A 13,236-nucleotide genomic window follows, 5' to 3' on the forward strand; every position below is an offset into this window, starting at 1 on the left:
TTAGGAGGGGGAGGAGTCACGTCGAGGTCGTCTACCACTTGGCTTCGACCGGGTCCCGGTGGAGAAGGTGGAAGCAGGGGCCCGGCATCCCCGCGGCAACACCGACTGGCCGCTGGTGGGCATCTTCGCCCAGCGCGGCAAGAACCGCCCCAACCGCCTGGGGGTCTCGCGCTGCCGCCTGTTGCGCGTCGAGGGACTCGACGTCCACGTGCAGGGCCTGGACGCGGTCGACGGCACCCCCGTACTCGACATCAAGCCCTACATGACCGAATTCGGCCCCCAAGGTGCCACCACCCAGCCCGCGTGGGCCACCGAGATCATGCGCCGGTACTACTGACACGACCCCGGCCGTCCCCCTCTCCCGCCCTCCCGCCCCGTTCCCGGTAGGGCCCCTGGTCGGTGTCAGCGACATCGAGGCCGCGCCTGGAGCGTCACCCGCGCTGTCCTGGGCATACGCATGACCTGCGGCCCCCCAGGCCGGGGGCCGATCCGGTCGGGCGTGGCCCGTGGCGTGGAAGGAGCTTGATGCGCACCGTAGGAGTCGAGGAGGAGCTGCTGCTCGTCAGCGCCACGACCGGCGAACCGCTCGCCGTGGCGCCGGCGGTGCTGGCGGCGGAGGCGGTCAGCGGTGACGGGGAGGAACAGGGCGTCTTCGAGAAGGAGCTCCACCAGGAGCAGTTGGAGTTCGCCACCCGCCCGCTGAGCGACATGCGCGAACTGCGCGACGAGATCGTCCGCCTGCGCGGGGCGGCCGCGCGTCACGCCGCAGAGGCGGGCGCCCGGGTCGTGGCCCTGGCGACCTCGCCGCTGCCGGTGGAGCCGTCCCGCAACCTCGGCAGCCGCTACCGGTGGATGGCGGAACAGTTCGCCCTCACCACCCAGGAGCAGCTCACCTGCGGCTGCCACGTCCACGTCTCCGTGGAGTCCGACGAGGAGGGCGTCGCCGTCCTGGACCGGATCAGGCCCTGGCTGTACCTGCTGAACGCGATCAGCGGCAACTCGCCGTTCTGGGACGGCCAGGACAGCGGCTACAGCAGCTACCGCAGCCGGGTCTGGAACCGGTGGCCGTCCGCCGGCCCGTACGAACCCTTCGGCAACGCGGAGGGATACCACGAGCGGGTGCGCGACATGCTGGCGACCGGGGTCCTGCGCGACACGGGGATGGTCTACTTCGACGCCCGGCTCTCCCACTCCTACCCGACCGTGGAGATCCGCGTCGCCGACGTCTGCCTGGAGGCGGACACCACCGTGCTGGTGGCGACCCTGGCCCGGGGACTCGTGGAGACCGCCGCCCGCGCCTGGCGCGAGGGCGAACCGCCCGCCCGGATCCCGGCCGCACTGCTGCGACTGGCCTCCTGGCGGGCCGCCCGCTCCGGACTCGAGGGTCCGCTCCTGGACCCCCGCACCCTGCGCGAGACACCCGCCGAAGCGGCCCTGGACGCCCTGCTGGAGCACACCGACGCGGCCCTGCGCGACTCCGCGGACCGAGACGGCGTCCACCGCGCCGTGGCGACCCTCCTCGCCCGCGGAGGCGGAGCCCAGCGCCAGCGCGAACTCCACCGCGGCGGGCGCGACCTGCGCGAGGTCGTACGGCAGTGCGTACGGATCACGTCCGGCGACACCACCTGACCACACCGGGCCCGCCCCCTGCGGGCCGGTCCATCGCCCGCCACCGCCATGGGCGAGTGGGCGGTGCCTGGCGGCTGTGAAGCGACCTGGTGCTGTTCCGTCGATCTGCCCGCCCCCAGGGGCGTGAGGTCCGACCGTCCGGGCGGGACGTTCACGGCGGCCGCGCCCGGTCGGTGACCCGCACCTCCCTCGGCCCCGCGCGCGAACGGACCCACCAGCCCTGCCCGGCAAGGGATGTGACTGGACGTCAGGACCGTACGGGACCAGCGGCGCCCTCCGGCCGAGGCCCCTCCAGCCCCGCCGCGTCCCGCCCCGCGGCGTCCCGCCCCGCGGCGTCCCGCCCCGCGGCGTCCCGCCCCGCGGCGTCCCGCCCCGCGGCGTCCGGCCCTTCCGGCCCTTCCGGCCCGGGCCGGGGCGCCTCGCCCGCTTGCGAGGCCGACACTTCCGCGAGCAGCTCGGGCAGCGTTCCCGGGAAGTGCCACAACCGAGGCAGGAACGCGGCCCACCACCGGGCGGGAACACCGCCGGCGCTCCAGCGGGCCAGCAGAGCAGCCGTCTCCACGTGCAGGGCGGAGCGGCCGCTCCAGGCGGCGCGTGACACATCGGTCCAGCCGGACTGCTGGCCGACCCACGACGTCAGCAGGCTCGCCGGACGCATCAGGGCGACCGCCTCCGCCGCCGACAGCTGTCCGCGTTCGAGGACCGCGCCGAGGTGACCGAGGTGAGGGGCCTGCGGGTCACGGTGCGCGTTGAAGACGACCGTCGTCGTCCGCAGCACCTGGCGGGCCGAGGCGGCGGTCTCACCGAACGGCCCGGTGTCACCGGGCGGCTGCCACGGAGGCACCCAGTGACTGCTCGGGCGCCGGTACGGCTGCTGCGCCGTCTCCGCCTCGGGGGCGGCGGGCGGCAGCGGCCGGCCGGGGACGGCCGGCCGGCCGGTCCTGAGAACGACAGCGACCTCGGGCGGGCAGTCGGCGCGCGAGCGCAGCACCTGCGCAGCCGTGCGCGGCAGCCGGCCGCCGAGCCGGGCCGCCGCGACCAGCCGCCAGTCGATCCGGTACGGCTCCTTGAGGACCGACCGCATGGCCCGCTGCACCTCCCGGGGCGGGCGATCCGTGCGATGCGCGGCCCGCAGGCGGCGCAGCAGCGCGCCCGTGCCGAGCCGGCGCTCGGCCGCGCAGTCGAGGAACGGTTCGGGATCGGCCTCGGCCAAGGCCGCGACGACGTCGGCGTCGGCCGGGTGGCCTGCGCCGGGCAGCAGTGCGGCGAGTTCCCGCATCCGGGCCGTTCCACCCGCGGCACGCACGGTCTCCCAGGCGAAGGCGCGAGCCGTCGGCGGGTGCTCGCCGCGCAGGTCCACCAGGGCGGCCGCCGCAAGCTCGGCGTCGTGCGACAACAGCGCCCGACGATGATGGTCCTGCTGGTACGCACGGCCGGCCGCGGCGGCGACCGGATCCCGCATCCGCAACAGGCACCACGTCTCGTACCCCAGCTGGCGGTTGCCCAGCAGCGCCGCGTCGACCTCGGGGATGTCGAGGTCGAACAGGGCTCGCTGGGTGCCGGCGTGACGGGCCGTGTGCGCGAGCGCGGCCCGCAGCCGTGTGCCGCCCAGCCGCTGGACGGCCTCGGTGACAGGGGTGGGCGGGTCGAACCCCATGAAGAACAGGGCCGGGTCGATGTCCAGCCATGCCTCCAGGGCGGCGGGCCGCTGGTGGTACGGGATCAGCGTCGCCAGACAGGCGAGGTGGAACCGGTTGGTCATCCGCTGGTTCGGCGTCAGCTCCTCGTACGCACCCACCCGGACCCGCCCTCCCCAGCACCGCACAGCACCGCATCGCCCCGCCCCGGGGCCGGCCTGCCACCGCGGCCGACTGCCCGGCCTTCGGCTGCTCGCCGTCCAGCCTTCGGCTGTTGGCCGTCGATGAGGTGGACCAGAGCCCCCTGGCACCCCCGCGGCCACCCCTTCGTCCGTTTCAGATGGCGCGTACCGACCTGAAGTCGACCGCCCGGTCCGCCTCGTCCAGCACCTGCGCGGCCACCCGCCGGACCTCCGCAGGTACGTCACCGCGTTCCCGGACGAGAGCCGAGTAGATCGGGACGTCCCCCTGCACCCAGCGGGTCTGATCGTGCTGGCTCACTTCGGTAATCCTCCCGTGGTGGAATCGGCTAGCGAGTGTACGGGGACCCCTGTCGCGTCGCGTCAGCACGGTGCGGGCCGCTCGCGCGCAACCCACCCGGTGTCGCCCGGGGAAGGGGGCGGTACCTCGTGGTGAGCGCGGTGCCGACCTCCGGGGGCGGGCGGCGGCTGTCAGCTGTGCGGGTGTTCTCCAGGGCCCTCACGGCGCGGGGCCAGAGGTGTGGGGGAGAGGGCGGAGGTCTCCTCGCCGGGTTCGAGCAGGGTGTCGGCCGCGCCGACGATGAGGGGATCGGGCTCGCCCACCGCGGCCGGGTCCTTGCTCGGGTAGTCGAAGCGCGACAGCAGACTGCGCATGGCCTCCAGCCGGGCCCGCCGTTTGTCGTTGCTCTTGACCACCGTCCACGGCGCGTACGTGGTGTCCGTCGCCCTGAACATGGCCACCTTGGCGGCGGTGTAGTGGTCCCACAGGTCGAGCGAAGCCAGGTCGGTGGGGGAGAGCTTCCACTGCCGGACCGGGTCCACCTGCCGGATCGCGAAGCGGGTGCGCTGCTCCGAGCGGGAGACGGAGAACCAGAACTTCAGCAGATGGACGCCGTCCTCGACCAGCATGCGCTCGAACAGCGGGCACTGGTGCAGGAACAGTTCGTACTCCTCATCCGTACAAAAGCCCATCACCCGCTCCACGCCCGCCCGGTTGTACCAGGAGCGGTCGAAGAACACGATCTCCCCGGGAGCCGGCAGATGAGCCACATAACGCTGGAAGTACCACTGGCCCGCCTCCCGCTCCGTCGGCTTGTCCAGGGCCACGATCCGGGCGCCGCGCGGGTTGAGCCGCTCGGTGAACCGCTGGATCGTGCCGCCCTTGCCGGCGGCGTCCCGGCCCTCGCACACCACGACCAGCCGGGCACCGGTCTCCTTGGCCCAGCGTTGCAGCTTCAACATCTCGATCTGGAGGATCCGCTTGGCCCGCTCGTACTCGCCCCGCCGAACCTTGCGGTCGTAGGGATAGTTCTCCTGCCAGGTACGGATCGGTTCACCGGCGGCGCTGAGCAGGACGGGCTGCTCGGGCCGGCTCGCGTCCACGCTCAGACCGCTCAACAGATCCTGCCGCTCCCCGGCCACCGCCTCACCCGCCTCGACGCCCCCGGCCTCCACCTCGACGTCCCCGGCCTCGACGCCCACGTCCTCGGCTTCCACGTCCTCCGCCTCGACGTCCCCGGCCTCCACGTCCTCGACCGCGGCCTCCACGTCCTCCACCGTGACGTCGCCGGCCACGATCTCCCGCTCCTCGCCGCCCGCCGCGCCCGCTCCCGTCACCTCACCCACCTCACCCACCTGCCACCTCGCTCTCCCGCTACCTGCCGGTGCCCTCGGCCCGACGCGCCAACCCTCCACAAAAGCGTTGATCCCGGTACGGGCCGATGCCGATGTGTGCGTCGGGCCGTCAGCGGGGCAGACGGCCCCCAGGAGGTGATCCATCGTGCCCAGGCGCGGCAAGGTGCCCGAAAAGGCGCGGGCGGCGGCCGCCGACAGAATCGGCTACCTGCGGCGTGCCCTGCGATCGTCGGGAAGCGAGCGGGACGATCTGCTCCTCACGGCGAAGACGGTCGTCGCCGCCACGGTCGCATGGATGCTGGCCCACCACTTCCTGCCCTCGACGGTCTCCACCTTCGCGCCCTTCACCGCGCTGGTGGCGGTGCAGGCCACGGTCTACCGCTCCTTCCGGGAATCGGTCCAGTACCTGCTGGCGATGTCGCTGGGGGCCACGCTCGCCGCCGCCGCGGCGGCCACCCTCGGCCTGCACGCGTGGGCCCTCGCGCTCCTGACCCTGACCGCCCTGCGCATCGGCCGCGTCCGCAGCCTGGGACAGCAGGGCATCCAGGTCGCCGTCGTGGGGCTCTTCGCCTTCTCCTCCGGCGAAGGACGGATCGACTACATCGGCCACCTCGCCCTCTCCGTCATCCTCGGCACCCTGTGCGGACTGGCCGCCCACCTCGCCGTGGCTCCCGCACGGCACACCAGCCACCGCCAGCAGGACGTCGCGCACCTCTACGACGGCCTGAGCCGGCGTACCGACGGCCTGGCCGGCGCCTTCGCGGCGAGCGCCCCCGACCCCGGCCAGGTCCGCCGGTGGCGGCAGGACTGGCGCGCACTGTCCGCCGACTGCGACCGCATCGGCGCGAGCATCGACGCCGAGGAGGAGAACGCCAAGCTGAACCCCCGCCGGAGCCTCGACGGGGACACCCACGCCCTTCCCCGGGCCCGTGAGGCGCTCACCGTCGCCCAGCGCTGCCTGGACCACCTCCGCTCCCTGACCCGGACCCTGGACTTCGCCCTGGCGGACGAGGAGCTCGACACCCTGCCCGGCACCTTCCGCTCCGGCCTGGGCTCCCTGCTGCGGCGGGTGGCCACCGTGATGGAGGAGCTGGGCAAGCCGTCGCCCACCGACGACCACCGCCTGCCCGAGATGATCGACGCGGCCCACGACGAACTCGGCACACTGGAGCGGCAGGAACTGACGGCCCCCAAAACCCGCCCGCCCGCCCCCACCCTGCAAGGCGCACTCCTCACCGACGCCTCACGCCTGCTGGCCGAACTCCGCTGGGGCCACCAGGCCCTGGCCGCGCTCTCGACCACACAAGCCCCCCGGGCCCCGGCACAAGCCCCCCGGGCCCCGGCACATGCCCAAGGCCGGGCCCGCGGCACCGGGCCGGCCACGCGCGATCCCCGGCACTGACACGGCGAGACCCCGCCGCGACGGGGGAAACGCGGCGGGGCCTGACCCCCGCGTGCCCCGTATCGGCCGGCCCACACCCGAACCGGACGGCCCACTTCCCCTCGGCCGGCGCGCACGACGTGCGGGACCGGTTGTCACCCGGCGCCCCTGCCGCCGTACGAGACGCCAGTGGCGGCCACCGAGAAACAGCACACCGCCCCCCGGTCGGCGGCGCGCCCCTCCGGCACGGCCCCCGACGGCAACGGCGCGCCCCCAGCCCGCCCGCCGCCCGCCCCCGCACGCGACCAACCCCGCGCGGCGCCCCGGCATGATGCGGGCTGCCGATCACCGCCCACATGAGTACCCGTACTCAACCCACCGGAGCACCGGCTCACCCACGGACTTCGGACCACCGGATCCGCCGCCCCGACAAGCAGGTACTCGGCAGGCGCCTGGCGGTACGGATGCCGGCGTTCACGGCTGCGGCCACTTCCTGACCCGCCGGCGGGTTACCCGGTCGTTCTGGCGCGCCGGTTGGCCATGCGTCAGCCGAAGCCACCGGTGCCGCCGTTCAGGCCGGGGGCGCGCACACGCAACATCCGCGGGTTGGGCTCTGCACGGCCACCTTGATGCTGTTCTGGGGTTCGGTCAGGTCACGCGACAGCGCTCCGGAGCTCCTCGCCGGGTCTCCCGCCGGCGGTCGCACCGTCGGTCCCGTCCGCCCGGTCCCGTCCGCCCGGGGCTTGGGCCCCGGGCACGGCCCGTCACCCCGGCTCGTCCCGGCAATCGTCCATGTTCGATGGTGATTACCTCCCTGCCGAGCACACGAAAATCTATGGCGGCCAGAGTAGACATTGAGCGGTGGTGTGGTTATGTTTCTCTCGTAACCAAGAAGGACCGCAGGGCCCGGCAGAGACGAACTGCCGGGCAGCAGTACCCGTAGTTGCAGTGCGCATGACGGTCCGGTGGTGGAGTGTCGAAGCCAGGGTGGTTGCAGGACGGCGACGGGACTGACGACCGGACCGGGCGGCCCGCAGTGATCAGGGGCCGCCACCGTAGTGGCGGTACCCCGCAGTGAGTCAGTGAGCGGTACCTCGGTGAAGGCGTCGGCTGCGGACGCGCGCACCGGGAGGTTCGGCAGTGGGGTTCCAAGCCGGAGCAGACGCAGGACGGGCGACGGGGCTGGCTGCCGAAGAGTGGCGCTGTCACAGGTCACTTGAGCGGTTCGCATCACCAGCAGTACCCAGTGGAGCAGTACCAGCAGGAGGAAGTTCCCGTTTGGTAGGTAGTTGATCACCGAGGGAAGAACGGAGGAACGAAGCGCCATCAGGATCGCCCGGGCGGAAGTCTTGGGCCCGGGTACCGCAGGACATCGACAGTGAGGTGGTCTCCGGTCAAGCAACCGCGATCCCCGCAGCCCCGACAGCAACTGGGTCGGGCGGGCGGACACAGAACGCCGGCGCAGGATCAGGGCCGGCAGATGGTGTAGTTCCTTCGGGGCCCTGGTGCCGTACGGCACCAGGGCCCCTCCACACGTTCATGCGGTTCCTCGAGAGAGGTGCGATGACAGCAGACCACTCCTACGGCCGTCTCGACGACGACGACTACCCCGCCTACACCATGGGCCGGGCCGCCGACATGCTCGGCACCACACCGAACTTCCTCCGCGCCCTCGGCGAGGCACGCCTCATCACCCCGCTGCGCTCCGAGGGCGGACACCGCCGCTACTCCCGCTACCAGCTGCGCATCGCCGCCCGCGCCCGCGAACTCGTCGACCAGGGCACCCCCATCGAGGCCGCCTGCCGCATCATCGCCCTCGAGGACCAGCTCGAAGAGGCCCAGCGCATCAACGCCGAACACCGCCGCACCACCGCATCGGCCCACCCGCCGACCGCGGCCTGAGAAGTTGCGCGCCCGCCGGACACCGGCGGGCCCGCGCACACATTCGGGCGTTTCCTGTGGTGACAGCGTGTAGGGACGTGTAGCGTCCCCGTTAGCTGTCGTGGTTCGGAAGTTCCCTCTGCCCATGCCTACGGCGTGGGCGTTTTGCTGTGCTGTGCCGCAGGAACCAGGGCGATCACCTCCGTCTCCCGCATGGTGCGCGAGGCGTTCATCGACTGGAAGGCATGAGACATGGCTACGGGAACTGTGAAGTGGTTCAACGCGGAGAAGGGCTTCGGCTTCATCGCCCAGGACGGTGGCGGCCCGGACGTCTTCGCCCACTACTCGGCGATCAACTCGACGGGCTTCCGTGAGCTCCAGGAAGGCCAGATGGTGACGTTCGACGTCACCCAGGGCCAGAAGGGCCCCCAGGCGGAGAACATCAACCTGGCCTGACCCTCCCCGCCCGCTCGCGGAGCCGTGGGCACCGAGCTCGAGGCGAACGGCTGCGTCGCGCAGCCCCGCCCCGAGCGGCGGACAGCGGCTCCGCTGCGGGGGAGTGGGCATGTGAACGGGGCCGCGCGGCCACCTTCTGCGCCACAACGTGTCTACGGGGGCGGGCCGCAGGCCCGGGCGCGTGCCCGGCGCCGGCGGTGGCCGCCCACCCCGTCACCGTGCGCAGGAGGCGTCAGCCGGCGGGGAGAAACGCGACCGCTGCCAGGTTCGCCTCGCGGCCCGCCTCGCGGTCCGCCCCTCGTGCCCCAGCTCCCCGCTCCTGGCGCCCCGGCATGCACCACCAGGTGCCTGTCCCCGTCGCGGCCGACGCCGTCGGCCCCTCAGGTTCGGCAAGGGCCGTAAAAGCAGCCCGTTCATGGGCAGGTGGCAGGTGGCAGGTGGCAGGTGGTGGTGAAGTGGCGCGGGTGGAACCGGAGAAGCGGAACATCGCAGCCGAGATCTCCGCGGCGATGCGCAGCCTCGGTGACACAGATCCGGACATCGAGGAGCGGGAACTCGACGGCGGCGGCCGGATGACCGAATGCGTCATGCGGCTGGACGGCGAGGACGTGCAACTTGACGTCATGCACCACGAACGCGTCGACGCGTCCGCCCGCCTCATCCTCGAGGGATGGCAGTTCGATCAGGTCGCCGCGTCGGATCTCCGGCAGGTCATCACCGCGATCCTGTCGGGTGATGCTGTGATCAAGCCCAGGCGCAGGTTCCTCCGCCGCACCGACCACGTTCTGAAGGTGACAGCCGACACCAGTACGTACACGTACACGTACTACGCCTCGAGCGAGTCGTTCGCGAAGGAGCGAGCCACGGTGTGGGAGACACGCCTCCTCGCCGCTGCGAGCTAGCACAGGTCCGGCGACACGGGCAAGGCCGGCCGCGACGGGCCCTCCCTACGGCGGCGGCAGTCGCGGCGAGCTCTCGTGCCACTCCTCCTCCATACCCGTACGGGCCTGTCACCTCAGAGAAAGGCGCGCTCGGCGCCTGTTGATGCCGGGACAGGTGTGCGCGCCGTGGTACGGGATAGCAGGAGCCAATTCGGGCCATGATCGCGAAGGGTGCGCCTGTGTCTCAAGAGCAACGCAAACGGGGCCAGAGGCTACGGCTGCCGGTGAAGGCCGCCCTGCCAGGCCGTCACCCGCACGAGGACCAGGCGCCCGTCACCGACCGGGTGGTCTTCGGGGTGACGGCCGTGCTCACCTTGGGCTTCGTGATCTGGGGAGCCACGGCCACCGGCGCCCTGGAGAGCGTCTCCGACACCCTGCTGGACGTCCTGATGCACAACGGCGGCTGGGCGTTCGTCCTGGCCGCCTCCGGATTCGTCGTCTTCGCGCTCTGGCTCGCCATCAGCCGGTACGGACGGATCGAGCTGGGCCAGGAACACGAGAAGCCGGAGTTCAGCACCGTCTCCTGGGTCGCCATGATGTTCAGCGCCGGCATGGGCATCGGCCTGATGTTCTACGGCGTCAGCGAACCCCTCGCGCACTACACCACCCCGCCGCCGGGCACCGACCCCGCCGACTCGGCGGACGCCATGCAGACGGCGCTCGCCACCACGCTCTTCCACTGGACCCTGCACCCGTGGGCCATCTACGCGGTGGTCGGCCTGGCCATCGCGTACAGCACATTCCGGCGCCGCAGGCGACAGACCATCAGCGCCGTCTTCGTCCCGCTCATCGGAAAGAAGCGCGCCGAGGGCGGACCCGGCCGGGTGATCGACATCCTGGCGATCTTCGCCACGCTGTTCGGCTCCGCCACCTCCCTGGGGCTCGGCGCGCTCCAGATCGGCAGCGGCATGCACGAGGTGGGCTGGCTGAACAAGGCCGGGACGGGTCTGCTCGTCGCCATCATCGGCGTGCTGACGGTCTGCTTCGTCTTCTCCGCCGTCTCCGGCGTGGAGAAGGGCATCCAGTGGCTCTCCAACATCAACATGGTGCTGGCCGTGATCCTCGCGGCCTTCGTGTTCATCGTCGGCCCCACCATCCTGGTCCTCGACCTGATCCCCACCTCCCTCGCCGCGTACTTCGACGAGCTGCCGCAGCTGATCGGCCGCACCGAGGCGTCCACCGGCGGCGGTGACGTCGCCGACTGGCTGAGCAGCTGGACGGTCTTCTACTGGGCCTGGTGGATCTCCTGGACGCCGTTCGTCGGCATGTTCATCGCCCGCATCAGCCGGGGACGCACGATCCGTCAGTTCGTCGGCGGCGTCATCCTGGTGCCCAGCACCGTAAGCCTGGTCTGGTTCGCCATCTTCGGCGGTACGGCCATGCGCCTGAAGGAGCAGGGAAGCCTCGGTGAGGCGACCACGCCCGAGGCGCAGCTCTTCGGCGTGCTCCAGGAATTCCCGATCGCCGGCGTGACGAGCCTGCTCGTGATGATTCTGGTCGGCATCTTCTTCGTCTCCGGCGCCGACGCGGCGTCGATCGTGATGGGCACCCTCTCCCAGAAGGGCACGTTCGAACCTGCCCGGTTCGTCGTCGTCTTCTGGGGCGTGGTGACCGGTGGCGTGGCGGCTGTGATGCTGCTCGTCGGCGAGGGCAAGGGCGACGCCCTCGCGGGCCTGCAACACCTCACGATTCTTGTCGCGGCCCCGTTCGTCCTGGTGATGATCGGCATGTGCTGGGCCCTCTTGCGGGACCTCCGCCGTGACCCGCTGATCGTCCGCCAGGAACTCGCCGAAGAGGCCGTGGAGGAAGCCGTGATCGCGGGCCACGAGGAGTACGCGGGCGACTTCGAGATCCGCATCGGCCCGGCGCAGGGCGAGACCCCTCCAGGAAAAACGCAGAACGGCCGCGACCCCAAAGACCCAGAAGCCCCGCCTCCGGCCTCCTGACAGGTGGCGGCGGCCACTGTGCCTTGTCCCGGCCGGGACAAGGCCCGGGCCGGCCGCCCGTTGCCGTAAATCGCCGCCCACGGCCGGCCCAGATCACCGGCATTCCGCGGGCCCCCGTCCTCCACGATCGCGAGGCCGAAGCCCGCCGCCTGCCGGCCGTGGAGCCGCTCTCCGCCCGCGAGCGCGGCCTCCAGCGGCCCGCGTCCTTCCCCCCAACCCCCACCCCCCAACCCGCCAACCCGGCCAACCTCCCAACCCACCAACCCGGCCAATCCACCAGGCCCGCCGGGGTCCTCCGGTTCCCACTTGGTCTTCGACCTCATCGAGGGCGGGGCCGGTGGCGTACCGGGGATCTGGAAGGCCTGCCCACCACGATCGGGACCCGAGGGAGACCGGCCCGCCTGTGAGCCGGTCGGTTCGGTGTCAGGCGTTTCGGCGGTTGCCCTGTTCGTCGCAGGGCAGGTCGGCGGCGGTGTGGTGGGCGAGGAAGTCGCGGGTGGCCTGGCGTTCGACCTCGGAGATCGCGGTGGGCTGGATGTCGATGATGCCGCCGAAGGGGCGGTCGACGTCGCGGATGATGCACAGGGTGGCGGTCAGGAGCGCGGTGATGACGGTGAGGGTGATGATCTGCCCGCGGTTGTTGCGGCGTGGGATGCACGTCCCGAGCGCCATGACGGTGATGACCAGGGTCGCCAGGAGGAACCAGAGGACGGCGCTGGGGATGCTCGCGGTGGCCTGGGTGAGGCGCTCCTCGCGCTCCTCCGAGCGCTTGTTGTCCGCGGCGACCAGCATGCCGAACACCGGCTTGCCCTCCACCTCGCGAAAGACCCGTCGGAAGTCGGTGGCCCACACGCTGGGAGCGGCCGAGCCCTTGCCGTCGGCCATGGCCGGCCACTCCTGCGTGCGTACGGCACGGGCGTAGCAGACGGCGTCCGCCTGGATCTCGGCCCGCTGCGCCTCGGGCGCGTACTCGGCGGCCTCGACGAGCTGGTCGACGGCCCGGGCCTCACCGCGCGAGGCGACCTCGGCCTTGCCGTAGGAACCGTTGGCGGTGACGAGGACGAAGGCGAGCAGCAGCACGGTCAGCGTGAGCAGCGGGCCGACCAGGTCCTTCACCGCCATGCCGGAGTCGTCGTCCTCGGTGATGAGGCGAGGACGCAGCCAGCGGTTGGCGGCGAGGCCGGCGAGCAGGGCCAGTACGGCGACGACGATGACGAGGACCACGGACGGTCACCTCCGGGTAGGACGCTAGGTGGCCCCGGCACAATGGGGGCGCCGGGAACGTATCCCGTGCCCCACACCGCCCTGAACTGCGGAAACGTCTCCTCACTCCCGAACGAGCGACGCCCCTTGCGCCGGAAAGCCCCACGTCGCGACAGGCCGTGCCCGGCCCGGCGTTGTCCGCGGGCCAAGGCTGCCGCCGGCCGGGAGCACCGCGGTCGGTGATCCGACAGCCAAGGGCGCGAGCGGACACGGCAGGACCGGGCGGGCGGATCGCCGCCGGTCCTGCGAGCCTTCACCCTCGGCCCG

10 protein-coding genes and 1 pseudogene are annotated in these 13,236 nt (G+C 72.1%); 7 read left to right on the forward strand and 4 right to left on the reverse strand.

The window, feature by feature from the left end; genetic code table 11:
- Window positions 1-14 precede the first annotated feature (14 nt).
- Both ACZ4VW_RS25930 and ACZ4VW_RS25935 read left to right on the forward strand, forming a co-directional pair.
- Window positions 15-337 (forward strand): annotated as a pseudogene (locus tag ACZ4VW_RS25930) (TrmO family methyltransferase domain-containing protein); the annotation flags it as partial.
- A gap of 188 nt (window positions 338-525) precedes the next feature.
- Window positions 526-1,629: a glutamate--cysteine ligase gene (locus ACZ4VW_RS25935; protein ID WP_467966353.1), complete on the forward strand. Its 1,104-nt coding sequence runs from the start codon at window positions 526-528 to the stop codon at window positions 1,627-1,629.
- 247 nt (window positions 1,630-1,876) lie between these two features.
- Here ACZ4VW_RS25935 and ACZ4VW_RS25940 read toward each other — a convergent pair whose 3' ends face one another.
- The 3 genes from ACZ4VW_RS25940 to ppk2 all read right to left on the reverse strand — a co-directional run bounded on the left by ACZ4VW_RS25940 (window position 1,877) and on the right by ppk2 (window position 4,921).
- A complete protein-coding gene (locus ACZ4VW_RS25940; RefSeq protein ID WP_467966355.1) occupies window positions 1,877-3,427 on the reverse strand; it encodes a hypothetical protein in 1,551 nt (516 codons plus the stop codon).
- 175 nt (window positions 3,428-3,602) lie between these two features.
- Window positions 3,603-3,767 (reverse strand): hypothetical protein, encoded by a 165-nt coding sequence (locus ACZ4VW_RS25945; protein WP_467966357.1) that lies wholly within the window; start codon window positions 3,765-3,767, stop codon window positions 3,603-3,605.
- A gap of 170 nt (window positions 3,768-3,937) precedes the next feature.
- Complete coding sequence (ppk2, locus tag ACZ4VW_RS25950) at window positions 3,938-4,921, reverse strand: polyphosphate kinase 2 (RefSeq protein WP_467966500.1); 984 nt, start codon at window positions 4,919-4,921, stop codon at window positions 3,938-3,940.
- A gap of 325 nt (window positions 4,922-5,246) precedes the next feature.
- On the opposite strand from ppk2, the gene ACZ4VW_RS25955 reads away from it, so the two are divergent.
- The 5 genes from ACZ4VW_RS25955 to ACZ4VW_RS25975 all read left to right on the forward strand — a co-directional run bounded on the left by ACZ4VW_RS25955 (window position 5,247) and on the right by ACZ4VW_RS25975 (window position 11,706).
- Entirely contained in the window at window positions 5,247-6,503 is a 1,257-nt protein-coding gene (locus ACZ4VW_RS25955) for an aromatic acid exporter family protein (protein ID WP_467966359.1), read from the forward strand.
- Between the two features lie 1,542 nt (window positions 6,504-8,045).
- Window positions 8,046-8,384 carry a helix-turn-helix domain-containing protein gene (locus ACZ4VW_RS25960; protein WP_467966361.1) on the forward strand — a complete coding sequence of 113 codons (339 nt, stop codon included), beginning with the start codon at window positions 8,046-8,048 and terminating at the stop codon, window positions 8,382-8,384.
- Between the two features lie 231 nt (window positions 8,385-8,615).
- Entirely contained in the window at window positions 8,616-8,819 is a 204-nt protein-coding gene (locus tag ACZ4VW_RS25965) for a cold-shock protein (RefSeq protein ID WP_030556983.1), read from the forward strand.
- 332 nt (window positions 8,820-9,151) lie between these two features.
- Window positions 9,152-9,721 (forward strand): hypothetical protein, encoded by a 570-nt coding sequence (locus ACZ4VW_RS25970; RefSeq protein WP_467966363.1) that lies wholly within the window; start codon window positions 9,152-9,154, stop codon window positions 9,719-9,721.
- Window positions 9,722-9,918: 197 nt separating this feature from the next.
- Complete coding sequence (locus ACZ4VW_RS25975) at window positions 9,919-11,706, forward strand: BCCT family transporter (protein ID WP_467966365.1); 1,788 nt, start codon at window positions 9,919-9,921, stop codon at window positions 11,704-11,706.
- A gap of 423 nt (window positions 11,707-12,129) precedes the next feature.
- Here ACZ4VW_RS25975 and ACZ4VW_RS25980 read toward each other — a convergent pair whose 3' ends face one another.
- On the reverse strand, window positions 12,130-12,930 hold the full coding sequence (locus ACZ4VW_RS25980) for a bestrophin-like domain (RefSeq protein ID WP_467966367.1): 801 nt from the start codon (window positions 12,928-12,930) through the stop codon (window positions 12,130-12,132).
- Between the last annotated feature and the right edge of the window lie 306 nt (window positions 12,931-13,236).

Source organism: Streptomyces sp. NPDC029139 (genome assembly GCF_055564335.1).